This window comes from Streptomyces sp. NPDC056600 (assembly GCF_042792855.1).
Classification (GTDB): Bacteria; Actinomycetota; Actinomycetes; order Streptomycetales; family Streptomycetaceae; genus Streptomyces.
The window spans coordinates 78,377-101,359 of sequence record NZ_JBHTVQ010000002.1 but is presented as its reverse complement, the minus strand read 5'-3'; the positions used below and the strand labels follow the sequence as shown (position 1 = coordinate 101,359).

General features: G+C 74.2%; 25 protein-coding genes. 12 read left to right on the top strand and 13 right to left on the bottom strand.

Annotated elements, in window-relative coordinates:
• Positions 1-6: 6 nt before the first annotated feature.
• Positions 7-219, bottom strand: coding sequence for a DUF397 domain-containing protein (locus ACFRAV_RS01745; RefSeq protein ID WP_382550446.1), 213 nt, complete (start codon positions 217-219; stop codon positions 7-9).
• Positions 216-1,040 carry a Scr1 family TA system antitoxin-like transcriptional regulator gene (locus ACFRAV_RS01740; RefSeq protein ID WP_382550444.1) on the bottom strand — a complete coding sequence of 275 codons (825 nt, stop codon included), beginning with the start codon at positions 1,038-1,040 and terminating at the stop codon, positions 216-218. The genes ACFRAV_RS01745 and ACFRAV_RS01740 overlap by 4 nt, the downstream gene beginning before the upstream one ends.
• A 180-nt stretch (positions 1,041-1,220) precedes the next feature.
• On the opposite strand from ACFRAV_RS01740, the gene ACFRAV_RS01735 reads away from it, so the two are divergent.
• Positions 1,221-1,646, top strand: coding sequence for an ATP-binding protein (locus ACFRAV_RS01735; RefSeq protein WP_382550442.1), 426 nt, complete (start codon positions 1,221-1,223; stop codon positions 1,644-1,646).
• Positions 1,647-1,658: 12 nt separating this feature from the next.
• On the opposite strand, the gene ACFRAV_RS01730 is transcribed toward ACFRAV_RS01735, so the two are convergent.
• Positions 1,659-2,240: a TetR/AcrR family transcriptional regulator gene (locus ACFRAV_RS01730; protein ID WP_382550440.1), complete on the bottom strand. Its 582-nt coding sequence runs from the start codon at positions 2,238-2,240 to the stop codon at positions 1,659-1,661.
• A 91-nt stretch (positions 2,241-2,331) separates the two neighbouring features.
• Between ACFRAV_RS01730 and ACFRAV_RS01725 the strand changes: the two genes are divergently transcribed.
• Positions 2,332-3,519, top strand: coding sequence for an FAD-dependent monooxygenase (locus tag ACFRAV_RS01725; RefSeq protein WP_382550438.1), 1,188 nt, complete (start codon positions 2,332-2,334; stop codon positions 3,517-3,519).
• 78 nt (positions 3,520-3,597) lie between these two features.
• Here ACFRAV_RS01725 and ACFRAV_RS01720 read toward each other — a convergent pair whose 3' ends face one another.
• The 4 genes from ACFRAV_RS01720 to ACFRAV_RS01705 form a co-directional block, all read right to left on the bottom strand.
• Complete coding sequence (locus tag ACFRAV_RS01720) at positions 3,598-4,143, bottom strand: Imm21 family immunity protein (RefSeq protein WP_382550436.1); 546 nt, start codon at positions 4,141-4,143, stop codon at positions 3,598-3,600.
• A 142-nt stretch (positions 4,144-4,285) separates the two neighbouring features.
• Complete coding sequence (locus ACFRAV_RS01715) at positions 4,286-4,690, bottom strand: STAS domain-containing protein (RefSeq protein ID WP_382550434.1); 405 nt, start codon at positions 4,688-4,690, stop codon at positions 4,286-4,288.
• 125 nt (positions 4,691-4,815) lie between these two features.
• Entirely contained in the window at positions 4,816-5,769 is a 954-nt protein-coding gene (locus ACFRAV_RS01710) for an anti-sigma factor RsbA family regulatory protein (protein WP_382550432.1), read from the bottom strand.
• Positions 5,766-6,548 carry an MEDS domain-containing protein gene (locus tag ACFRAV_RS01705; RefSeq protein ID WP_382550430.1) on the bottom strand — a complete coding sequence of 261 codons (783 nt, stop codon included), beginning with the start codon at positions 6,546-6,548 and terminating at the stop codon, positions 5,766-5,768. The genes ACFRAV_RS01710 and ACFRAV_RS01705 overlap by 4 nt, the downstream gene beginning before the upstream one ends.
• Positions 6,549-6,790: 242 nt before the next feature.
• Here ACFRAV_RS01705 and ACFRAV_RS01700 point away from each other — a divergent pair, with 242 nt between their 5' ends.
• On the top strand, positions 6,791-8,113 hold the full coding sequence (locus ACFRAV_RS01700; RefSeq protein ID WP_382550428.1) for a S8 family serine peptidase: 1,323 nt from the start codon (positions 6,791-6,793) through the stop codon (positions 8,111-8,113).
• Complete coding sequence (locus tag ACFRAV_RS01695; protein WP_382550426.1) at positions 8,110-8,358, top strand: hypothetical protein; 249 nt, start codon at positions 8,110-8,112, stop codon at positions 8,356-8,358. The genes ACFRAV_RS01700 and ACFRAV_RS01695 overlap by 4 nt, the downstream gene beginning before the upstream one ends.
• 107 nt (positions 8,359-8,465) lie before the next feature.
• On the opposite strand, the gene ACFRAV_RS01690 is transcribed toward ACFRAV_RS01695, so the two are convergent.
• On the bottom strand, positions 8,466-9,905 hold the full coding sequence (locus ACFRAV_RS01690) for an MFS transporter (protein WP_382550424.1): 1,440 nt from the start codon (positions 9,903-9,905) through the stop codon (positions 8,466-8,468).
• A gap of 240 nt (positions 9,906-10,145) precedes the next feature.
• On the opposite strand from ACFRAV_RS01690, the gene ACFRAV_RS01685 reads away from it, so the two are divergent.
• The 5 genes from ACFRAV_RS01685 to ACFRAV_RS01665 all read left to right on the top strand — a co-directional run bounded on the left by ACFRAV_RS01685 (position 10,146) and on the right by ACFRAV_RS01665 (position 15,637).
• Positions 10,146-11,393 carry a geranylgeranyl reductase family protein gene (locus tag ACFRAV_RS01685; protein WP_382550421.1) on the top strand — a complete coding sequence of 416 codons (1,248 nt, stop codon included), beginning with the start codon at positions 10,146-10,148 and terminating at the stop codon, positions 11,391-11,393.
• A 93-nt stretch (positions 11,394-11,486) separates the two neighbouring features.
• Entirely contained in the window at positions 11,487-12,965 is a 1,479-nt protein-coding gene (locus ACFRAV_RS01680) for an AlkA N-terminal domain-containing protein (RefSeq protein ID WP_382550419.1), read from the top strand.
• Positions 12,966-12,987: 22 nt separating this feature from the next.
• Positions 12,988-13,509 carry a methylated-DNA--[protein]-cysteine S-methyltransferase gene (locus ACFRAV_RS01675; RefSeq protein ID WP_382550679.1) on the top strand — a complete coding sequence of 174 codons (522 nt, stop codon included), beginning with the start codon at positions 12,988-12,990 and terminating at the stop codon, positions 13,507-13,509.
• A gap of 145 nt (positions 13,510-13,654) precedes the next feature.
• Positions 13,655-15,064, top strand: a complete 1,410-nt coding sequence (locus ACFRAV_RS01670; protein WP_382550417.1) for an RICIN domain-containing protein — start codon at positions 13,655-13,657, stop codon at positions 15,062-15,064.
• A gap of 129 nt (positions 15,065-15,193) precedes the next feature.
• Entirely contained in the window at positions 15,194-15,637 is a 444-nt protein-coding gene (locus ACFRAV_RS01665; RefSeq protein ID WP_382550415.1) for a DUF4279 domain-containing protein, read from the top strand.
• A gap of 22 nt (positions 15,638-15,659) precedes the next feature.
• Here the strand turns inward: ACFRAV_RS01665 and ACFRAV_RS01660 are convergent, their stop codons facing one another.
• The 3 genes from ACFRAV_RS01660 to ACFRAV_RS01650 form a co-directional block, all read right to left on the bottom strand.
• Positions 15,660-16,421, bottom strand: coding sequence for an NAD-dependent deacetylase (locus ACFRAV_RS01660; RefSeq protein WP_382550413.1), 762 nt, complete (start codon positions 16,419-16,421; stop codon positions 15,660-15,662).
• A gap of 91 nt (positions 16,422-16,512) precedes the next feature.
• On the bottom strand, positions 16,513-17,181 hold the full coding sequence (locus ACFRAV_RS01655; RefSeq protein WP_382550411.1) for an MBL fold metallo-hydrolase: 669 nt from the start codon (positions 17,179-17,181) through the stop codon (positions 16,513-16,515).
• Between the two features lie 75 nt (positions 17,182-17,256).
• Positions 17,257-17,784: an NUDIX domain-containing protein gene (locus ACFRAV_RS01650; RefSeq protein WP_382550409.1), complete on the bottom strand. Its 528-nt coding sequence runs from the start codon at positions 17,782-17,784 to the stop codon at positions 17,257-17,259.
• A gap of 98 nt (positions 17,785-17,882) precedes the next feature.
• On the opposite strand from ACFRAV_RS01650, the gene ACFRAV_RS01645 reads away from it, so the two are divergent.
• Positions 17,883-19,025: a glycerate kinase gene (locus tag ACFRAV_RS01645; protein WP_382550674.1), complete on the top strand. Its 1,143-nt coding sequence runs from the start codon at positions 17,883-17,885 to the stop codon at positions 19,023-19,025.
• A gap of 45 nt (positions 19,026-19,070) precedes the next feature.
• Here ACFRAV_RS01645 and ACFRAV_RS01640 read toward each other — a convergent pair whose 3' ends face one another.
• Together ACFRAV_RS01640 and ACFRAV_RS01635 are read right to left on the bottom strand one after the other, a co-directional pair.
• Positions 19,071-19,715: a response regulator gene (locus ACFRAV_RS01640; RefSeq protein WP_382550407.1), complete on the bottom strand. Its 645-nt coding sequence runs from the start codon at positions 19,713-19,715 to the stop codon at positions 19,071-19,073.
• Positions 19,712-20,968, bottom strand: coding sequence for a sensor histidine kinase (locus ACFRAV_RS01635; RefSeq protein WP_382550405.1), 1,257 nt, complete (start codon positions 20,966-20,968; stop codon positions 19,712-19,714). The genes ACFRAV_RS01640 and ACFRAV_RS01635 overlap by 4 nt, the downstream gene beginning before the upstream one ends.
• A gap of 173 nt (positions 20,969-21,141) precedes the next feature.
• Here ACFRAV_RS01635 and ACFRAV_RS01630 point away from each other — a divergent pair, with 173 nt between their 5' ends.
• Together ACFRAV_RS01630 and ACFRAV_RS01625 are read left to right on the top strand one after the other, a co-directional pair.
• Positions 21,142-22,260, top strand: coding sequence for an ABC transporter permease (locus tag ACFRAV_RS01630; protein WP_382550402.1), 1,119 nt, complete (start codon positions 21,142-21,144; stop codon positions 22,258-22,260).
• On the top strand, positions 22,257-22,937 hold the full coding sequence (locus ACFRAV_RS01625; RefSeq protein ID WP_382550400.1) for an ABC transporter ATP-binding protein: 681 nt from the start codon (positions 22,257-22,259) through the stop codon (positions 22,935-22,937). The genes ACFRAV_RS01630 and ACFRAV_RS01625 overlap by 4 nt, the downstream gene beginning before the upstream one ends.
• Positions 22,938-22,983 lie beyond the last annotated feature (46 nt).

Genomic DNA, 22,983 nt, shown 5'->3' with positions numbered 1-22,983 from the left:
GGGCCCTCAGGGGCGGCGTTCGGCCACGTACGCGGTGAACGCCGTCCACCGGGCCCGGGGGAAGGCCAGCACCGGTCCCTCGGGCCTCTTCGAGTCCCGCACCCGCACGACCCGCGCGTCCACGGAGACCTCCACGCAGTCGCCGCCGTTCGTTCCGCTGTGGCTGCTCTTCACCCACACGGGGCGATCGGGTTGCCGGATGTGCTGTTCGACGCTCATAGCTCCCCTGCCAAGCGTTCGACGAGACGGCCGGACTCCTCCAGGTCGAGGGCCTGGGACCGCAGCATTCCATAGCGCAGCCAGAACTCGCTGACCTCGTCGCGATGGGAGCGGATGTTCACGATGCCCTGCGCCTCGATGCACACGAACTGCCGCCGCTCCACGGTTTCCAGCAGGACCATCTGGCCGTTGACCCCACTGTGTGCGGCCCGCCGGGTCGGCATCACCTGGATCTCCACGTTCCGCAGGCGGGCGCATTCCCGGAGCTGGGCCAGCTGCCGCCTCATCACGGCGGTGCCGCCCACCAGCCGGTACAGCGAGCTCTCCTCCAGGATGAAGGCGAACACCACGCGGGGCTTCGTCCGGTGCAGGAGCGTCTGCCGGGCGAGCCGGGCGGAGAGGTGCTGCTCGATGGCCTCGTCCTCGAGCGGCGGGTAGTGGGCCTCGAGCAGCGCGCGAGCGTACTCCTCGGTCTGCAGCAGGCCCGGGACGAGCATCGGGTCGTAGGAGAAGCGGCTGACGGCCTCCGACTCCAACACGGCGAAGTCCCGGAAGAACAACGGCAACTTCGCCCGGTCCACGTCCTCCTGAAGCACCCGCAGCGCCCCCTCCGCGCCGAGGACCCGTTCCGCCGCGTCCGTGAAGGCCCCCTTCGCCGGACGCCGCCCCCGCTCGACCGAGGCGACCTGTTCCAGCGAGTACCCGATCGCCTCCGCGAGCCCCTGCTGGGTGAGGCCCGCCCGCTCGCGGTACAGCCGCACCAGTTTCCCGTACGCGCCCCACACCGCGGGGCGTTCGTCGTCCGGTGTACGCGTGCCCATCACATCCCTGCCCGCCGCGGTCGCCGTGCCCCCGTGGTCCTCAACGACCCGCGGGCCGGTCGGTTCCGGAGCGCGGCCCGTACAGGACCCGTACCGCCCCGGACGGGCACCCGTACAACTCCGGCCGGTACCGCCGCCCGACCTGGCCCGGCCGGTGCGCACGGCGACACGGTGACGCCCATGGAACCGACCCGGACCGTGTCCACGGACCCGCAGTTCACGCTCCGCCTCAGCGCGACCCCGCGCGGCGCGCACCTCGCCCGTCACCTCGCCGCGCAGCAACTCGCGGCCTGGGGCGTCCCGTACGGCAGCGACGCCTCCGACGCCGTCTGTCTCGTCACCGCGGAGCTCGCGGCCAACGCCGTCACGCACGGGCTGGTGCCCGGCCGGGACTTCCGGCTGTCGCTGCTCCGGCTGCCGGGGCGCGTGCGCGTCGAGGTGACCGACGCCCGTCCCGAACGCCTGCCGCGAGAACCCCGGTTGGCCCCCTCGGCGGCACCGGGAGGACGCGGGCTCCTCCTGGTGGCGGCCTGCGCCGACCGGTGGGGCCACGAGGTGCGCGACGTCTGCGCCAAGACGGTGTGGGCCGAGGTCCCGTGCCCGTGACGCGCCCCGGTGTCAGTCGCCGAACATCCCCCGCAACAGCTCCCGCACGCCCTGGCGCAGGTCGTCCAGACCGGGCGGATCGGCGTGGTGGGCCCCGGCCGCGCAGGAGAACATCACGCCGTCGGCCCAGGCCACCAGCGACAGCGCCTGCCGGGCCGGATCGGGCGAGCCGAGGCCCGCCACCAGCCCGGTGGCCACCTCCCGGAACCGCGCGCCGGCCGCGTCGAAGTGGGTGCGCAGCTCCGGCCGGCGGGTCGCCTCCAGCGCCAGCTCGTAGCGCGCGAGCAGCAGGTCACGGTTGCCGGTCAGGGAGCGGTGGACGGCGAGCGCCAGCGCTTCCACCAGTTGGTCCCGGCCGCCGCGGGGGTAGGGCATCTCCTCCACGGCGAGGACCTGCGCCTCCCGCTCGGCCAGCCGCAGGACCGCCAGCTCCAGCAGCGCCAGGCGGGTCCGGGCGACGTTCGAGGTGGAGCCGTGCGGCAGTCCGGCCGCCTCGTCGACCGCCCGGTGGGTCAGTCCGCGCATGCCGCGCCCGGCGAGCAGGGCGAGCGCGGTGTCGGCGACGAGGACGGAACGGGACGTCGGTGCGGGCATGCCCCCAACCTACCGTTCGCACTACGGCTGTAGTAACTTCGGTTCCGCGGCCACTACAGGCGTAGTGACCGGCTCCGGAGGAGGAGAAGCCATGTCCGCCGTGCCCTCGCCCCGCCCCTCGTGGTCCGCTCAGGTCGTCGTCGTGGGAGGCGGCATCGGGGGCCTGACCGCGGCCGTCGCGCTGCGGCAGGCCGGCCGGGAGGTCGTCGTCCTGGAACGCGCGCCCTCCCTGGAACCGGTGGGGGCCGCCATCTCCCTCGCCCCCAACGCCCTGCGCGCGCTCGACGTCCTCGGCGTCGGGGACGAGGTGCGCGCCCTGGCGGCCAGGGTGGGCGAGGGCGGGATGCGCAGCCCGTCCGGGCGGTGGCTGGCGCGGACGGACGCGGCCGGGATCGCCGCGCGCTTCGGCGACCCGCTGCTCCTGCTGCCGCGCTCCACGCTGGTCGACGTCCTCACCGCCCGCCTCCCCGAGGGCGCCGTCCGCACCGGCTGCCGGGCCGCCGTCACCGACCCGGGGGGCGCCGGGCGGCCCGCCAGGGTCACCACCCCGGCCGGAGAGCTGACCGCCGGCCTGGTGGCCGCCGCGGACGGCATCCACTCGCCGGCCCGCGGCGTCCTCTTCCCCGCGCACCCGGGCGTCGTGTACTCCGGCTTCACCACCTGGCGCGTCATGGTCCCGGCGCCCGCCGCGGAGATCGTCTCGCACGAGACCTGGGGGCCCGGGCGGCTGTGGGGCACGCACCGCCTCACGGACGGCAGGATCTACGCGTACGCCGCCGCCACGACCCCGCCGGGCGGGAGGGCCGCCGACGACGAGAAGGCCGAACTGCTGCGCCTGTTCGGCGACTGGCACGAACCGGTCCCCTCCGTCCTCGCCGCGATCCGGCCGCAGGACGTCCTGCGCCACGACGTCCACCACGTCGCCCCGTCGCTGCCCGCCCACCACCGGGGGAGGGTCGCCCTGGTCGGCGACGCGGCGCACGCCATGCCGCCGACGCTGGGGCAGGGCGGCAACCAGGCGATCGAGGACGCCGTCGTCCTCGCCCACCACGCCGAGGACCTTCCCGCCTACACGGCGGCCCGGCTGCCCCGCACCTCGGCGCTGGTCACCCGATCGGTCCGCACGTCACGGCTCGCCATGACCCGCAACCGACCCGCCGCCGCCCTGCGCGACACCGCGGTGGCCGCCCTCTCACGCACCGGCCCCGCCCTCTTCCTCCGCGCCCTCGACGGCATCGCCGACTGGCACCCGCCCCAGCACACGCCCGGCGCAGCCTGAACGACCGTCACGGCGCCCCCGCCCGCTCCTGCCACCGCCCTCACCGGACGGCGGCCGCGCCGTCGCTCACGGACCGGGTCAGGCGGGCAGGAGCTGGACCAGACCGACCCAGTTGTCCTCGTCCGCCCAGGCGTGACTGGCCCGAACCCTCCACCGGCCGGCAGGCAGCGGGACGGGTGCCTGATCGGGCAGCCCGCCGCCGGGGTACTCGATGCCCAGGTCCGAGCCCGCTTCGGCAGAGTCCATGAGCACGGCCGGACCGTCCGACACCCAGGTGCCACACTCCTCCCACGCGGTGGCCGGGTCCGCGAGGACAGCCTCCGCCGCGGCCCTGAGCCCGGCCTCGGAGTCGGCGGCGAGCCAACGCAGGAACGCTCGACGCCCGGGCAGGAAGCAACTGTTGGCCGGCTCGTCCGCCAGTACCAGCGCCTGCGCACCGGTCCCGTCGACGGTGATCACACCGGCAGGATCGTCCACCGCACAGGCCCGGTCGTAGTCGTCCGCAGCCGTGGTGTCCCCCGCTGCGAACCCGGTGCCCGTACATCCGTGCCAGCCGGCCAGGGCGGAGACGGGGACGACGATCAACGGTCCGCCCATCGACCGGACCCAGACAGAGGTACTCATGCCCGCAGTGTGCCGTCGCCCACCGACAACGCCCGCGGCCGATCAACGGCGTCCGACGCCGGCGCGCAGACCGGGTCGCCTCCGTCGACTCCCGGGGGGAAGCCATGGCGGTGCGCGAATGCCTCCGTCATCGACGCGGCGGCTACGACCAGCTGGGGATGTGCGCCTCGGGCGCCGCCCGGGACGGTCCGGACGCCGCGGCGGGCTCGCCCGCGGCCGAGGCGGGGAGCGCGTCGGGGACGGTGGGGGAGAGGGGGAACAGGGCGTCGAGGCCGAGCATGTGCCATATCTGCTGGTAGTGGTCGTTGAAGGCGGCAAGGCGCAGCGTGCCGGAGCAGGCCTCCGCCGTCCGCGACAGCGTGATCAGCATGGTGATGCCCGAGGAGTCGAGGTACTCCATCTCGGAGGCGTCCACCACCAGGGTGGTGAAGCCGCTCCGCACCAGGTCCTCGCACTGCGCGCCGACGGCCGAGGCGTTGTCGAAGTCCACCTGCCCGGGCAGCCGCACGACCGCCGTGTTCCTGCCATGCGTCCGCACGGTGAGCATGAGGTACCGAGTACTCCCGTCTGATTCCGGCCTGTCCCCGTCGCGTCACCGCGGGGGCGTGGTGCTACGTGTTCCCGTCGGCCCGCCGTTACACGTCGGCTCCCGATGTGTAACGGCTCACCGCCTCACGCCAGCCCGGTGTGGAGGCGCACCGTGGTGCCCTCGTCCGGCGAGGAGCGGATCTCCACGAGGTCCGTGAGCTGGTGGACGAGCCACAGCCCGCGGCCGCCGATCTGGCGGGCGTTCGGCCGCAGCCGCCCCGTCAGCGGATTCTCCATGTATCCGGCGTCCCGGAACTCGCACACGAGGCGATCGCCCTCGCTCCACGTGCGCAGCACTCCCTGGCCGCCGCCGTGCCGGATGCTGTTCGTCGCCACCTCCGTCGCGGCCAGGTGCAGCTCACGCAGCCGCAGGCCGCTGAGGCCGTGCTCCTCCGCACAGGCGGTGATCTTCCCGCGCAGGGCGGGCAGATCACCGCTGGTGTAGGCGAACTCCTCGTACGGGTCGCACGGGTGGGTGAGCGGGACGAAGGCGTAGGGCGCCTGCGCGTCGTAGTCCTCGCAGGGCATCGTCCTGCCGTCCCTGCGCATCTCCGGATGACACCGGGCCATGTCCTGCAGACCGCCGCCCTCGTCGTGGGCGACGTCGTAGGGGCACAGCAGCCACCAGGCAGGGCCCTTGGCGAAGGCCTTGTTCAGCAGCCACTCGTGATAGTGCAGCTCCGCGGCCTCCGCGGGGCTGCGGACCTGGTCCCAGGGGGATTCGCCGATCCCGCGGACCGGCCGCCCCTCCTCGACGTGCTTCGCGATCCAGCCCTGCCAGGAGTCGATGAGCCGGCCGGGCCGGTGCGCCACCCGGCTGGTGTCGACGTAGCGGACGGCCTCGTCCTCGCGGATCTCCGCGCGCAGCATGGACGCCTTGTCCTCCGGGACGGCCACCACGACGGCCTCGCCGCCCTCGAGCGCGTCCTCGATGAAACGCAGGGTGCCCTGGACGAACTCGTCCCCTCCGGCGTACGGGTAGAGCTCGTGCCGGTACCCGCCGCCCGGGGTGATGGTCTGCTGGAGTGAGGCGTTCATGGCGCCATCACCACCGGAATGTCGGGGACCGCGAAGCCGGACAGCTTCCAGGCTAGTCGCACGGTCTCGTTGGCCCCTTCCAGAACCACCTTGCGATCCGGAAGGTGCCGGGCCGCGTCGGCCAGGGCGCTCATCCCGGCGGCGTCGAAGAACTCCAGGGTGTGACAGAGCAGCCGCACCGTGGCCGCCCGTGCGAGGAGGGTGCACAGGACGGTGCCGAACAGCAGCGAGCCGTCGCTGTCGACGATTCCCTCCACCGCCCATCCCTTCCGGCCCGCCCGATACACCCGGAATGCCGTTGACGCTGGACGGCTGCCCAGATGGTGCGGGTGCACGCACGCGATCTGGTCGAGCGTGGAGGGATCCCAGCCCGCGCCGCTGTAGGCGCAGACCACCATGGCCCCGGTGTCGGCCGCGAACTCCTCGAGCTCCAGCTCGCTGCGCAACAGCTCGTCCGCCGGTTCGGTGGGGAAGGCGGGCCGGACGTGACGGAGCACCCGGAGCGAGCGGAAGCCCTCGCGGCCGGCGGTGACCGCCTCACGGCGCACCGCGGCCAGCAGGGAGACGTCCAGCCGGGCCGGGTCGAGGACGAGCTGGGCGAACTCGCTGCCGCCCTGGAGGTGGGGCCCGACGATCAGCACCTTGTCACCGTGCAGCGCTCCGTCCGCGACGAAGGCCCTGCTGCGGTCGATGACGTCCTCGGTGCGATCCAGCACCTGGCAGACGTGGTCACCCGTGTCGACCTCGTCCAGCGTTGTCAGTGCGCGCGGCGCTCTCACTACTCCTCCCTCGGTTCCTGGCCTCACTCTACTGATATCCGCACGTGCTCGACGCAGGCCCGCCCGGAGCGCCTTGCCTGGTCCCCGGGACAGGAGGATCGTGGAAGAGGGGCCGACGGTTGTGCCGGAACACGGCATCGCGCCGTCGCGTGGCGGACCCGCCAGGACCGACACGATCCCGAGCCTTGCCGCACGAACGGCGCACATCCGCACATCGGACAGCGCACAGAGTGGAGAAGGCGATGAACGGGCCTGTGAGCGGACCCTTCGGAGGACAGCCGGAGCGGGCCGAAGCACAACGGAACGAGCCGACGTACACCGGCCGCTACGTGGTCCTGCTGGACCAGGCCGAGGCGCGGCAGGGCATCGAGGGCCTGCGCTCCGCGGTCGGCGTGCAGAGCGTCGAGACGGTGTCGGGAGCGGACCCCGACGAGGCGAAGGAGGTCCTGGCGGCGTCCGACACCTCGGTGCTCTTCGACAACCTCGGCGTCGCGGTCGTCGACACCGACCCCGACCAGCGGCACGCGCTGGTCACCGCCGCCGAGACCAGCCCCTCGGTCGTCGCGGCCGAGCCCGAGCGGTACGTGTACGCCCTGATGATCACCGAGGCCGAGCGCACGGTGACCCACTCCTACCCGGCCTACCGCAGCGACGAGGACCAGGTCGCCCGTCAGGCCAGGGCGGAGGTGACCGCCCACCGCGGACCCACCTGGGACGAGATGAACTGCACCTGGGGCCTGCAGGCGATCCGGGCCAACTTCTCCACCCTGACGGGACGCGACGTCAAGGTCTGCGTCCTGGACACCGGGGTGGACACCGACCACCCGGACCTCGCCGACCGCCTGGAGGGGACCGCCTCCTTCATCGACGGCGAGAGCGTCGAGGACGGCAACGGCCACGGCACGCACTGCATCGGCACCGTCGCCGGCCCGGCCGACCCGGCCAACGCGCCCCGCTACGGCGTCGCCGGCGACGCCCGCGTGCTGGCGGGCAAGGTCCTCAGCAACCGCGGTTCGGGGACCGACGGCCAGATCCTCGCCGGGATGTCCTGGGCCGTGTCGCAGGGGGCCAAGGTGATCTCCATGTCGCTCGGCGCGTCCGTCGAGCCCGGTGAGCTCTTCCCGCAGACCTACGAGCAGGTCGCCCGGCGCGCCCTGCGCCTGGGCACCGTGATGGTCGCCGCCGCCGGGAACGAGAGCCGGCGCCCCGGAGTGGTCAGGCCGGTCGGACGGCCCGCCAACTGCCCCTCGATCCTCGCCGTCGCCGCGCTGAACAAGGACCTGGCGACCGCGTTCTTCTCCTGCGGCGCGATCAACGGGGAAGGCGGCGAGGTGAACGTCGCCGCACCCGGTGTCGGCATCTTCTCGGCCGCCCCCGACGGCTCCTACCAGTCGCTGATGGGCACCAGCATGGCCACGCCGCACGTCGCCGGAGCCCTGGCGCTGTACGCCGAGGCGGACCCCGCGATGGGGGCGGACGCCCTGCGCGACCGGATGCTGGCCGGCGCCTATCCGCTGCCGCAGCTCGCCGAGGACGTCGGCGCCGGGCTGCTCCAGGTGCCGTGAGCGAGCCGGACACGCCCAGGACGGTCGGGGTCGTCCTCGTGGTCGACCCCGACCGGTTCCACGAGGTGGTGGAGGCCCTGCGTGGGGCCGGGCTGCGGGTGGCGGCTGAGCAGCCGCTGCTCGGCTCGCTGTCGGGGACCGCCGCGGAGGACCGGCTCCCCGCGCTGGCGGCCGTCGACGGCGTGCTGGCGGTCGACCTCGACCGCACCGTCACCCTGCCCGACCCCGGCGCGCCCCTGCAGTGACCATGGCACGGCGACGGCGCCCGCCCCTGCTCGGGAGGGGGCGGGCGCCGTCGTGGCGTGCGGGCCGGACCGAGGCCGGACCGTGGTCGACCGTGGCCGGACCGAGGTCAGACCGTGGTCGACGCGGACGTGGCCGCCGGGGCCGCCTCGCCCGTCCGGCCGTCGGCCTCCGGAACCTCGGCCTCGTCCAGGGCGACGTCCTTGGTCTCCTTGCCGAGGAGCAGCGCGACCAGCGTCAGCAGGCCCATGACGGACAGGTAGACGCCCACCAGCCACGGCGAGCCGTCACCGGCCTCCCACAGGGCGACGGCGATGAACGGGGCGACCGCCGCGCCGAGGATCGAGCTCACGTTGTACGAGATGCCGGAGCCGGTGTAGCGCACGCTGGTCGGGAACAGCTCGGGCAGCAGCGCGCCCATCGGGCCGAAGGTCATGCCCATCAGCGCGAAGCCCAGCACCAGCCACAGCACCACGCCGACGGTGCCCAGCCCGACCAGCGGCACCCACACCAGGCCGAAGACGATGATGCCGGCCGTGACGGCGATCAGCGTGCGACGCCGTCCGTACCTGTCGGCCAGCGGGCCGGAGACCAGCGTGAAGACGGCGAAGAAGAGCACGCCGAAGATCAGCATCAGCACGAAGGTGGTGTAGCCGTACCCGAGGCCCGGGACGGCGGCGTCCGTCGGGGTGCGGCCGAAGCTCAGCGAGAAGGTCGTCATCAGGTAGAAGAGGACGTACGTCGCCAGCATGAAGAAGGTGCCCAGCACCAGCTGCTTCCAGTGGCCCCGGAAGACGGTGGCCAGCGGCAGCTTGCGGACCAGACCGGCCTCACGGGTGCGGGTGAACACCGGGGCCTCGACCAGCCGCATCCGCACCCACAGGCCGATCGCGACCATCACCGCGGAGAACAGGAACGGGATCCGCCAGCCCCAGTCGAGGAAGGCCTCGGAGGGCTGCGAGGGGTCGGCCCCGGCCGCGGACGGCAGCAGCGCGCCGATGATCAGGAACAGGCCGTTGCCGATGATGAAGCCCAGCGGGGCGCCCAGCTGCGGGAAGGTGCCGAAGAGGGCGCGCTTGCCCTTGGGGGCGTTCTCGGTGGCGATCAGCGCGGCGCCGCTCCACTCACCGCCCAGCGCGAAGCCCTGGGCCAGCCGCATCACCACGAGGAGCGCGGTGGCGACCCAGCCGGCCTGCGCGTACGTGGGCAGCACACCGATCAGGAAGGTCGCGATGCCCATGGTGAGCAGCGAGGCCACCAGGGTCCCCTTGCGGCCGAGCCGGTCGCCGAGGTGACCGAAGACCATCGCGCCGATCGGGCGGGCCACCATCGCCGCGCCGAAGACGGCGAAGGAGGAGAGCAGCGCGGTCGTCGGGTCGTCGCTCGGGAAGAAGAGCGCGGGGAACACCAGGACGGCGGCGGTGGCGTAGATGTAGAAGTCGTAGAACTCGATCGTGGTGCCGATGAGGCTGGCCACGAGGACGCGCGAGCGCGGGTTGACCGGTGTCGGCGCGGAGCCTGTGGATGCGGGTGCTGGTGTTGCGGACATGTTCGTTCTTTCGCGCGAGGGGGAGGGCCGTCGGCGCCGTGTCGGCGACCCGCACGACGGAACGCGTCGTTCCGGTGGAAGGGCGCGTTCCGCACTGCCCTCAGACCATTTCATGATCGTCTCATAGTTCGGCAAAGCCGTCTCGCTGGATGAGACGCGCGGGCAGGGGCCGGGAGTGCTCCCGCGCCGGCCGTGCCGGGGCCCTTCGGCCGTCACGCGGGGGGATGGGAGGATGACTCCGTGACTCTCCCGACCTCCGTGGACGTCCTCGTCGTCGGCGCCGGCCCGGCCGGTTCCTCGGCCGCCGCCTGGCTGGCCCGCGCCGGCAAGGACGTCCTGCTCACCGACGCGGCGACCTTCCCTCGTGACAAGACCTGCGGCGACGGCCTCACCCCGCGGGCCGTCGCCGAGTTGGTCCGGCTCGGACTGGAGGACTGGCTGCGCACCCACACCGTCAACCAGGGCCTGCGCGCGCACGGCTTCGGCCGGACGCTCCACCTGCGCTGGCCCGGGGGCTCGCTGCCCGACTGGGGCTCCGCGGTCCCGCGCACCGAGCTCGACGACCACCTGCGCACCGTGGCCATGAAGAGCGGCGCGGCAGCCCAGGACGGCGTCCGCGCGCTGGACGCCGTGATGGAGGACGGGCGCGTGCGCGGCGTGCGGTTCCGCGTCGGCAAGGGCGACGACGCACCCGTCGAGACGGTGCTCTGCCGTCGCCTGGTCGTCGCCGACGGCGTGCGCTCGCCGCTGGGCAAGGCGCTGGGCCGCGAGTGGCACCGCGACACCGTGTACGGCGTGGCGGGCCGCTCCTACGTCGCCTCCGACCGCTCCGACGACCCGTGGATCAGCAGCCACCTCGAACTGCGCGACGAGAAGGGCGCGGCCCTCGCCGGCTACGGGTGGATCTTCCCCCTCGGCAACGGCGAGGTGAACCTGGGCGCCGGCACCCTCGCCACCGCCAAACGGCCCGCCGACGTCGCCGTCAAGCCGCTGATGCGCCACTACGCCGAACAGTGCCGGGAGGACTTCGCCCTGCGCGGCGAACTGCGCGCCCAGACCTCCGCCCTGCTGCCGATGGGCGGCGCGGTCTCCGGCGTGGCCGGGCCCAACTGGGCGCTGATCGGCGACGCGGCCGGCTGCGTCAACCCGCTCAACGGCGAGGGCATCGACTACGGCCTGGAGACGGGCCGGCTGGTCGCCGAGATCCTCGAGGAGCACGACGACCTCGCCGCTGTCTGGCCCGAGGTCCTGCGCGCCCACTACGGCGAGGCGTTCTCCGTCGCCCGCCGCCTGGCCGGCCTGGTGACCGTCCCCCGCCTGCTCCCCGCCCTCGGCCCGGTCGGCATGCGCTCCCAGCTCCTGATGACGCTCGCGCTCCGGTGGATGGGCAACCTGGTCACCGACGAGGACCGCGACGCCGCGGGCCGCGTCTGGCGCTGGGCGGGCCGCCGCTCGATCTCCCTGGACCACCGCAAGCCGTTCGCGTAGGCCCGCGGCGGCACGGGGCACGGCCTGCCCCCGGCCGAGGGCCATGTCGGATTCCTGCCAGCCCCGGGCCCTCCGATGCCGGATGCTGGAGGCATGCGGAACGGAATGCATCTTGACGCGGAGCACTGTGTGCGAGCCGTGCGGTCGAGGGACGCGCGGTTCGACGGGTGGTTCTACACGGCCGTGCTCAGCACCGGCATCTACTGTCGGCCGAGCTGCCCGGCGATGACGCCCAAGCCCGAGAACATGGTGTTCCACCCCAGCGCGGCCGCCTGCCAGCAAGCCGGCTTCCGCGCCTGCAAGCGCTGCCGGCCGGACACCACGCCAGGGTCGCCGGAATGGAACGAGCGGGACGACGTCGTCGCCCGGGCCATGCGGCTGATCGCCGACGGGGTGGTGGACCGGGAGGGAGTGCCGGGGCTGGCGTCCCGGCTCGGGTACAGCACACGGCAGATCGAGCGGCAGCTGCTGGCCACGCTCGGCGCGGGGCCGCTGGCCCTGGCGCGGGCCCAGCGGGCGCAGACCGCCCGGATGCTGATCGAGACGACCGCGCTGACCATGGCGGACGTCGCCTTCGCCGCCGGCTTCTCCTCGGTGCGCAGCTTCAACGAGACCGTGCGCGAGGTGTACGCGCTCACCCCGGGGCAGCTGCGGGACAAGGCCGTCCCCGCCGAGAGCGCGAGTGGCGGCACCCTGTCGCTGCGGCTGCCGTTCCGGGCGCCGCTCAACCCGGACAACCTGTTCGGGCACCTCGCCGCCACCGCCGTGCCCGGCGTGGAGGAGTGGCGGAACGGCGCCTACCGCCGCACGCTGCGGCTGCCGCACGGGCACGGCGTGGTCTCCCTCGCGCCGATGCCGGACCACGTCGCCTGCCGGCTCACCCTGACCGACCTGCGCGACCTCACCGTCGCCATCAGCCGCTGCCGGCGCCTGCTGGACCTCGACGCCGACCCCGTCGCCGTCGACGACCAGCTGCGCGCCGACCCGGTGCTGCAGCCCTACGTCGACAAGGCGCCCGGGCGGCGGGTGCCGCGCACGGTGGACGAGGCCGAGTTCGCGGTCCGCGCGGTGCTGGGCCAGCAGGTGTCCACCGCGGCGGCCCGCACGCACGCCGCCCGGCTGGTGACCGCGCACGGGGAGCCGGTCGAGGACCCCGAGGGCGGGCTCACCCACCTCTTCCCGTCGCCCGAGGCGCTGGCCGCCCTCGACCCCGAGTCGCTCGCCATGCCGCGCAGCCGGCGCGGGACCCTGACCACCCTGGTGGGACGGCTGGCCGACGGGACGCTGAAGCTCGGCGTGGACAGCGACTGGCCCGAGACGCGGGCGCGGCTGCTGGAGCTGCCGGGCTTCGGGCCCTGGACGGTCGACGTCATCGCGATGCGGGCGCTCGGCGACCCCGACGCCTTCCTGCCCACCGACCTCGGCATCCGTCGCGCGGCGCAGGAGCTCGGGCTGCCGTCCACCCCCGCCGCGCTCACCGCGCGGGCCGAGGCGTGGCGGCCGTGGCGGGCGTACGCGGTGCAGTACCTCTGGGCGACCGAGAGTCACCCGATCAACTTCCTTCCGGTGTGAAGGACTTCCTGGGATGAGAGTGATGAAGCAGCACACGGTGGTGGAGAGTCCCTACGGCGTCCTGACGCTGGTCGCCGAGGACGGCGTCCTGTGCGGGCTCTACATGACGGAACAGCGGCACCGGCCGCTCGAGGAGACCTTCGGCGAGCGGGTGACCGCCGACGACGGGCCCTTCCCGGCGGTGGCCGAGCAGCTGGAGGCGTACTTCGCGGGCGACCTACGGGACTTCGACCTGCCGCTGCGGATGAACGGGACCGCCTTCCAGCGGTCCGTGTGGGAGCGGCTGCGGGCCATCCCGTACGGCGAGACCCGCTCCTACGGGCAGCTCGCCGCCGAGCTGGGCAGCCCCGGCGCCTCGCGGGCCGTCGGGCTCGCCAACGGGCGCAACCCGGTCGGCATCATCGTGCCCTGCCACCGGGTGATCGGGGCGGGCGGCTCGCTCACCGGTTACGGCGGCGGCCTCGAACGCAAGCAGCGGCTGCTCGCGTTCGAGCGGTCCGGGGCCGGCGCCGCGGAGCCGGCCGGTACGGGTGTGCTGTTCTGATCGGTTCTGTCGGCACCTGTTGACCTCGTCGCGTGCCGTGCCGGTTTCCGGTACTCCAGGGGGAGGGGACGCCCCACGCGTCCCTGCCACCATCGCTCGCATCTCGACGGCACATCCGTGTCCCCCATCGACGAGAGGCAACCCCATGAGACGTGTGCACGCGATCCTCGCGGCGTTATGCCTGGCGGTGTCCGCGGCGCTCGCGCTGGCCGGACCCGCCCAGGCCGCGCCGCAGACCGTCGTCAACGGCCAGCAGTTCACCGACACCTCCGGCAGCCCCCTGCACGCGCACGGCGGCGGGGTCGTGAAGGCCGGCTCGTACTACTACTGGTTCGGCGAGCACCGGGACTCCTCCAACAAGTTCCTCTACGTGGACGCCTACCGCTCCACCGACCTGCGGAACTGGGAGTTCCGCAACCACGTCCTGACCCGTTCCAGCGCGGGTGAACTGGCGAGCGCCAACATCGAGCGGCCCAAGGTCATGTACAACGCCTCCACCGGCAAGTACGTGATGTGGATGCACAAGGAGAACGGCTCGGACTACGGCGAGGCGCGCGCGGCCGTCGCCGTCTCCGACACCGTCGACGGCGCCTACAGCTACCAGGGCAGCTTCCGCCCGCTGGGCCAGCACATGTCGCGGGACATCACCGTCTTCGTCGACACCGACGGGACCGGCTACATGGTGTCCGCCGCCCGCGAGAACTACGACCTGCACATCTACCGGCTCAACTCCTCGTACACGAACGTCGAGAGCCTGACCGCCAACCCCTGGCCCGGCGGCCACCGCGAGGCGCCCGCGCTCTTCAAGCGGGGCAACGTCTACTTCATGCTGACCTCAGGCGCGACCGGCTGGAGCCCCAACCAGCAGAAGTACGCGACCGCCTCCTCGCCGGCCGGTCCCTGGACGTCCATGCAGAACGTCGGCGACTCCACGGCCTACGGGTCGCAGACCGCGTGGGTGCTGCCGGTGCAGGGCAGCTCCGGGACCTCCCACCTCTACCTCGGCGACCGCTGGGGCAACTCCTTCGGCGGCACGGTCAACGACTCGCGTTACGTGTGGCTGCCGCTGAGCTTCCCGTCCTCGACCAGCATGGCGATGTCCTGGACGCCGGAGCTGACGATCGACGCCGCCGCCGGCACCGTCTCCGGGGTCCAGGCGACCTACGAGACGCTGACCGCCCGGCACAGCGGCAAGTGCGCGGACGTGCCCGACCAGTCGCTGCAGCGGGGCGTCGCCCTCAAGCAGTACACCTGCAACGGCGGCGCCAACCAGAAGTGGTGGTTCAGGTCCGTCGGCAACGGCTACCACCAGCTGTCGGGCCGGGGCAGCGCGCTCTGCGTGACCGAGAAGTCCTCCGGGGTCACCCAGGAGACCTGCACCGGGGAGAACGCCCAGCAGTGGTCGGTGACCACCTCCGGCGGCTACACGCAGCTGAAGTCCCGCGCGACCGGCGAGTGCCTGGACGTCAACGGCGGCTCCACCGCCAACTCCGCGGCGCTGATCACCTACACCTGCAACAACGGCTCCAACCAGCAGTGGACCCGGGGCAACTGACCTACCGACCCCCCGAGCCCCGACAAGCCGGGTCCCGCACCCCGCGGGGCCCGGCCGGTGGGCCCCAGCGAGGCCCACCGGTCGGAAACGCGTGGGCGGCCCGCATTCCGCGCGGCTATCCTCCGCGCAATGCCACTTCGCCAGTACGCCTACTTCGCTCTGTTCAGCCGGCACACCTCGGCGGACGCCATGACCTCCCGACTGGGCATCACCCCCGACGAGGTGAGGGTTCGCGGAAGCCGGTGCACCGAGCCGGCGGTGCTTCCCGTCGAGCACTCGTGGATGATCGTCTGCCGGGAGCCAGGTCTGCGCGTCGACGAGCAGATCACCCGCATACTCGACAGGCTCCGGCCCCACAGCGACCGCGTCCGCGACCTCACCCGGCAGCTGGCCGGCACCGGCGGCGGAGCAGTGCTGCAGGTCGTGCGCCATTTCGACGGCGCCGGCCAGGACCCCCCGGGGGCGACGGACGACCCCGACATCTTCGGCTGGCACCTGGACCGCGGGGTCCTGGACTTCCTCAGCGCCACCGGAGCCGAGCTCGACGTCGACGAGTACGACATGACCTCGTGACGACCTCGAGCTGACCACGGTGTCAGGCGGCCAGCTCCCGCAGCAGGCGGGGGAGGGCGGTGCCGATGGGCTCGCGGACGACCTGGTCGGCGAGTTCGTCGTACGGGGTCTCCTCCGCGTTGACGATCACCAGCCGTGCCCCGTGGTCGGCGGCCACCCCGGCGAAACCGGCCGCGGGGTGCACCTGGAGGCTGGTGCCCACGGCGACGAAGACCTCGCAGGCCTTGGCGATCGCCAGCGCCTGGCTCAGCACCTCGGTGTCCAGGTGCTCGCCGAACATCACGGTCGCGGGCTTGAGGACGCCGCCGCAGGCCAGGCAGTGCGGGTCGTCCTCGCCGGCGTCCAGCCGGGCCAGCGCCTCCGCCATCGGGCCACGGGCGTGGCAGCGCACGCACACCACGGAGCGCACCGAGCCGTGGAGCTCGAGGACCTTGCGGTCCGGCATCCCGGCCTTCTGGTGCAGCCCGTCGATGTTCTGGGTGAGCACCCGCACCGGCACGCCGGACCGCTCCAGCCCGGCCACCGCCCGGTGCGCGGCGTTCGGCTCGGCGTCGAGCAGCCCCGTCGTGCGGCGCATCCGCCAGGAACGGCGCCGGATCTCCGGATCGCTGACGTAGTACTCGTAGGTGACCAGCTTCTCGGCGTCCGGGTCCTGCCGCCACACGCCGTTGGGTCCCCGGTAGTCGGGGATGCCCGAGTCGGTGGAGATCCCGGCGCCGCTGAGAACGGCGACCAGCGGCCTGGAGGAACGGCGGGGCGAGGACGTGGGCACGGGCGTGGTCATGCGCCCGAGAGTAGGTGCGGGCGGTGGGTCGCCGCGAACGCTTAACGCGGCCGCGTGGGAGCCGCGGGAGCCGCGGGAGCCGCCCGCAGGGTCACACTGCCGAGGCCGCCGCCCTCAGGGCGGCCGCGGCACCGTGCGGGACGGGGTCGCCGTGCCCGAAGACCGCCGTGTCGACGTCCAGCCCGGCGAGCCGGCGCAGCGACTCGACGGCCCTGGCGCGGTCGGTGTTGAAGACGCCCAGCGTCGTCCGGCCGACGTTGGCGACCGCGTCCCCGGTGAACAGCACCCTCGGCCCGGGCAGGTGGAGCGCGATCGACCCGTCCGTGTGCCCGGGCACCGCCACCACCACGGCCCCGCCGCCGAACTCCAGCACGTCGCCGTCCTCGACCTCACGATCCACCCGGCACGGCGGGGCCGGCGGCAGGGGCGGCAGGGACGCGCGGATCGGGAGCTCGAACTCCGCGAGCACCGCCGGCGCACCTGCCGCCTCGCCCCGGATCACCGGTGCCTCCAGCCGATGGGCCACCACCTCCGCCCCGTGCCGGGCGGCGAGTTCGGCCGCCGAGCCGGCGTGGTCCTCGTGCCAGTGCGTCAGCACGATCCGCCGCAGCTCACCGTCCAGCGCCTTCTCGATCCGCGCGGCGCGGTCCACCGTCCCGGTGTCGATCAGGGTCAGCTCGTCGCCGTCCCGCCACAGGTAGGCCGCTCCCACGGGGAAGCGGAGCATGCGCAACGACGGCAGCACCTCGATGACGTCCATGCCGCCAGCCTGCACGGCCTCCCCGGCGGGCACGCCGGTGTTCGCCGACGGCGCACCCGGGGGCGCGCGAGGCGGTCAGGCGCCGGACACAGGGGCGGAGGACGGCTGATCGACCCGGTGGCCGTTCTCCAGCTCGGCCGGGCCGGAGCCGTCGGCCAGGACGTCCAGGGCGGCCGTCACCCGGCCCAGGAGGGAGCCGAGCAGGTACTCGGGCAGTTCCTCGCGGGGGACGAGGCGCCAGGACAGCAGCTCCTCCTCCTGCAGGCGGATGGCGGCCACGGACTCCGCGTCCAGCACGCCGCCGTCGTAGAGGTACACCACGATCGGCGGGCGGGTGGTGCTCTGCACCCAGTCCACGGCGAGCAGGCGCCCCGGGGGCACGTCCAGGCCGATCTCCTCGGCGGTCTCCCGCCGGGCGCCCTGGCGAGGGGTCTCGCCGTCGTCGGACTCCACCGTGCCGCCGGGCAGCACCCAGCCCTCGCGGTAGTTCGGTTCGACCAGCAGCACCCGGCCCTCGGCGTCGCGGAAGAGGGTGGCCGCGCCGCACAGGATGCGGGGCAGACCGGCGATGTAGGCGGCGTACGCCTCGTCGGAGGAGGTCACGCGCTCAGCCTAGCGAGAACGGCGCGGGGCCATGGCGGGCGCGGGCGCACCCGTCCTAAGGTCGCTGCGACGGGTGGCCGGAGAGCGGAGGCGTTGTGGTGGAGAAGACCCGGCGGGTGCTGGTCGCCGCGGACAAGTTCAAGGGATCGCTGACCGCGGTCGAGGTGGCCGAACGCGTCACGGCGGGGCTGCGGCGCGTCGCGCCGGACGTCGAGGTGGCCGCCCTGCCGGTCGCCGACGGCGGCGACGGGACGGTGGACGCGGCGGTGGCCGCCGGATTCACCCGGCACCGGACGCGGGTGACCGGGCCCGTGGGGGAGCAGGTCGGGGCGGCCTTCGCGGCGCGGGGCGACACCGCCGTGGTGGAGATGGCCGAGGCGAGCGGACTGCAGCGGCTGCCGGGCGGCGTCCTCGCCCCGCTCACCGCGACCACCCGCGGCTCGGGGGAGCTCCTGCGGGCCGCGCTGGACGCGGGAGCCCGGACGGTGGTGTTCGGCGTGGGCGGGAGCGCGACCACGGACGGCGGCGCGGGCATGCTGGCCGCGCTCGGGGCGCGGTTCCTGGACGCGGACGGGCGGGAGCTGTCGCCCGGGGGAGGGGCCCTCGGGGCGCTGGCGTCGGTCGACCTCTCCGGCCTGGACCCCCGGGTGGGCGACGGGACGGTGGAGCTGGTCCTCGCGAGCGACGTCGACAACCCGCTGACCGGGCCCTTCGGGGCGGCCGCCGTGTACGGGCCGCAGAAGGGCGCCTCGCCCGAGGACGTCGCGGTGCTCGACGCGGCGCTCGGACGGTACGCGGAGGTCATGGAGGAGGCCGCGGGACCCCGGGCCAAGGGCCTCGCCCAGGCTCCGGGGGCGGGAGCCGCCGGCGGACTCGGCTACGCGGCGCTGCTGCTGGGGGCGCGCTTCCGGCCGGGCATCGAGGTGCTGATGGAGGTCGTCGGCTTCGCCACGGAGTTGGACCGGGCGGACCTGGTGATCACGGGGGAGGGCTCGCTGGACGCGCAGACGCTGCGGGGGAAGGCCCCGGCGGGCGTCGCGGCGGCGGCCGGCGCCGCGGGGGTCCCCGTGGTCGCCGTCTGCGGCCGCCTCGCCCTCACCCCCGAGGAGCTCGGGGGCGCCGGCATCGCCCGCGCCTACCCCCTGGCGGCGCTGGAACCGGACGTCACCCGCAGCGTCGCGAACGCCGGGCCCCTGCTGGAGCGCGTCGCGGAGTCCCTGGCCCGGGACTGGCTGGTGTAGGGCGGGCCGCTCCGCGCGGTGCCCGCGAAGGAGAGGCCGGAGGGCTCAGCGGCGGATGAGGCCGAGGTCGGCGGCGGTGGCCACGGCGGCGGTGCGGGAGCTGGTCCCGAGCTTGGCGTAGACACGGGCCAGGTGGGACTTGACGGTGCCCTCCGTGAGGTGGAGCCGCCGGCCGATCGCCTGGTTGGACAGCCCCTCGGCGACCAGGGAGAGCACTTCGGTCTCCCGGCGGGTCAGGGCGGCGTGGGGGGTGCGGAGCCGTTCCATGAGGCGGTCGGCGACGGTGGGGGCGAGAGTGGTGCGACCTGTGGCGGCGCCGCGGACGGCCGCGGCCAGGACCTCGGGCGGAGCGTCCTTGAGCAGATAGCCGGTGGCACCGGCCTCGATGGCGGGCAGGGTGTCCGCGTCGGAGTCGTAGGTGGTGACGACCAGCACCCGTGGGGCGCCGGGCCGGGCGGTGATCCGGGCGGTGGCCTCGGCCCCGCCCATGCCGTTGCCGAACCGCAGATCCATCAGGACGACGTCGACGTCGCCCCGCGCGGCACGGGCGACGGCCTCCTCGGCGGTGGCCGCCTCCGCGACGACGGTGAGGCCGGGCTCGGTCTCCAGCACGGCGCGGAGCCCGGCCCGCACCACCGGATGGTCGTCGGCCAGGAGCAGTCGGACGGGTGGGACGGGTGTGTCGGTCACCGAGGGTCCTCGTGTTCGTCGTCGGAAGCGGGGTTCACCGGGGCCACCGGGCGTTCCGGGCTCGCCGGGTCGACGGGCAGCCGGGCGGTCAGGGCGGTGCCGCGGCCCGGAGCCGACTCGACGGTGAGCGTGCCGCCGAGGTCGTCCAGACGCGCCCGCATGGCGGCCAGGCCGAAGCCGCCGCTCCCGCGGCCCGGGGCGGCCGGCCGGCCGGGGTCGAAGCCCACGCCGTCGTCGACGACCTCCAGCGCCACCTGGCGGCCGAGGTGGCCCAGGGTGACCTCGGCGGTGGTGGCGTGGGCGTGGTGGACGGTGTTGGCGAGGGCGGACTGGGCCACGCGCAGCAACGCGACCTCCAGTGCGGTCGGCAGCGGCGCGGCACGGCCGGTGAGGCGGAAGCGCACGGTGACCGGGTGCCGGGCGGACGTGGTGGAGCACAGGCGTTCCAGCGCTCCGGCCAGAGTGGTGTCCTCCAGGGCGGGCGGGGTGAGCGCGGAGACGAAGCGGCGGGCCTCGGCGAGGTTGTCCACCGCCGCCCGGCGGGCCTGGCCGACGTGGCGTGCGGCGCTCTCCGGGGCCCCGGGCAGGGCCCGCTCGGCGGCGCGCAGCAGCAGCTGGATGCTGGAGAAGCCCTGCGCGAGGGTGTCGTGGATCTCGCGGGCCAGGCGTTCGCGCTCGGCCAGGACACCGGCGGTGTGTTCCGCCCTGGCCAGGTCGGCCCGCGTGGCGGTCAGTTCCTCGATCAGCCCGCGCCGCTCCTCACTCTCCCGGTACAGCGCCTGGTAGCCCCACACCACCGCGACGGCGACCGCCGCGCCCAGGACGGGACCGATCGCCATGGCGGGGGTGAACGATCCCTGGTGGACCGCGAAGGCGGCGACGGCGCACAGCGCTGTCGCGCCGACGGCGGCCAGGCCGGCCCGGCGCGGCAGCAGGTGGGTCTGCAGGAAGTACAGGGGGAAGGCCACCCACACCGCGTCGGCGGTGAGCACCAGCAGCACCAGCCAGCAGGCGCCCACGGCGGCCAGCCAGCAGGCCGCGGCACGCCGCGACCGGCGGACGCGCGGCAGGGCGGGTCCGGCCGCGTACACCGCGGCGCACCCCGCGGCCGCCGCCACGGTCGCCCCCGCGTGAGGCGCACCGTCGGCCACGGACCGGCCGGCGGCCAGCACGAGCAGGCCGACGACGAGCAGGTGCAGGCACCAGGTGAGGGCCCGGCTGGTCGGGGTGAGGGCGGCAGCGGCGGTGTTCACAGTGCCTCCAGCCTAAGGAAGCGTCCCACCGGACCGCCTCCGCCGAAAGTTACAAGCCGGGCGCCGCCCTCCGGCCCGCCAAGTGCCGTCCCGCGCCGGATGCCCGCGCGGGGCGTCCGCGGCGAGGGTGGGGACACACCCGTTCCCCCGCCGGAAAGAGGCAGGCAGAAGTCGTGTTCGTCGCATGGAGAGACCTCAGGTTCGCCAAGGGGCGCTTCGCCCTGATGGGTTCCGTCATCGTCCTCATCACCCTGCTGGTTGGCCTGCTGTCCGGCCTCACCGCCGGACTGGGCCGGCAGAACACCTCCGCGATCACCGGCCTGCCCGCCGACCGGATCGCCTTCCAGGGAGCCGACGGCGCACCGGACGTGTCGTACTCCGACTCCACCGTCACCGAGGAGCAGTGGCAGCGGTGGGCCGGGACCCCCGGCGTCCGTCGGGCGGAGCCGCTCGGCATCACCACCACCCGGGCCACCGCCGGGGACAGGAGCGCCGCGGTCTCCGCCTTCGGCGTCCGCCCGGGATCCCGTCTCGCCCCGGCCGCAGACCACCTGGACGAGCGGTCGGCGGTGCTGTCCGCCGCGGCCGCCGAGGACCTCGGCGCCGGGCCGGGGAGCACCCTCACCCTGGCCGGACAGCGGCTGACCGTGGCCGCCGTCGAGGGCGACGCCTCCTTCAGCCACACCCCGGTCGTCTGGACCACCCTCGACGTCTGGCGGAAGGCGGCTCCCCGCTCCGGCGCCGGTGAGGGCAGGGGCGCGGGCGACGGCACGGACCGGAGCCCGACCGCCACCGTGATCGCCCTGGACACCGGACCGGACGTCGACACCGCGGCCACCGACCGGGCCGTGGGCACCAGGACCCTCACCAAGGACGACTCGCTCTCCGCGATCGGCTCGTACACCTCCGAGAACGGCTCGCTGCAGCTGATGCGCGGCTTCCTGTTCGCCATCTCCGCCCTCGTCGTCGGCGCCTTCTTCACCGTGTGGACCATCCAGCGCAGTGGCGACGTCGCCGTCCTCAAGGCCCTCGGAGCGTCCACGGCGGGGCTCGTGCGGGACTCCCTCGCCCAGGCCCTCGTCCTGCTCGCCGGCGGCACCGCCCTCGGCACCGGCCTCGCCGCCGCCCTCGGCGCGCTGGTCGCCGGCGGGGCCGTGCCCTTCCTCCTGACCCCCGCCACGGTTCTGCTCCCCGCCGCCGTGACGATCCTCCTCGGCGCCGCCGGGGCCGGCCTGTCCGTCCGCCGCATCACCTCCGTCGACCCGCTGATCGCCCTGGGAAGTGCCCGATGAGCCTGAACCTGACCGACGTCACCCTCACCTACCCCGACGGGGACACGCGCCTGACCGCCCTCGACCGGGTCACCCTGGACGTTCCCGGGGGAAGCCTCACCGCCGTGGTCGGACCCTCCGGCTCCGGCAAGTCCAGCCTGCTGGCCGTGGCCGCCACCCTGATCACCGCCGACTCCGGCACCGTCACCGTCGACGGCGCCGACACCACCGGCATGGGCCGGGACGCGCTCACCGACCTGCGGCGCCGGAAGATCGGCATCGTCTTCCAGCAGCCCAACCTGCTGCCCTCCCTCACCGCTGCCGAGCAGCTCCAGGTCATGGCCGTCATCGACGGCCGCAGCCCCACGAGGGCCTGTGCCCGCGCGCTCGACCTCCTCGACGCGGTCGGCCTCGCCGATCTGGCCGGCCGCCGTCCCCACCAGCTCTCCGGCGGCCAGCGCCAGCGCGTCAACATCGCCCGCGCCCTGATGAACGACCCCACCGTCCTCCTCGTCGACGAGCCCACCAGCGCCCTCGACCACGAACGGGGCGCCGAGGTCGTCGACCTGATCACCCGCCTCACCCGCCGGCAGGGCACGGCCACCGTCCTGGTCACCCACGACGCCACCCACCTCGCCGCCGCGGACCGGGTCGCCGAGGTCCGCGACGGCGTCCTGCGCCACCGCGCCCGCCACTGAAGCGGGCGGAGGCGCCCGGGGAGCCCGGGGAGCCCGGGGAGCCCGG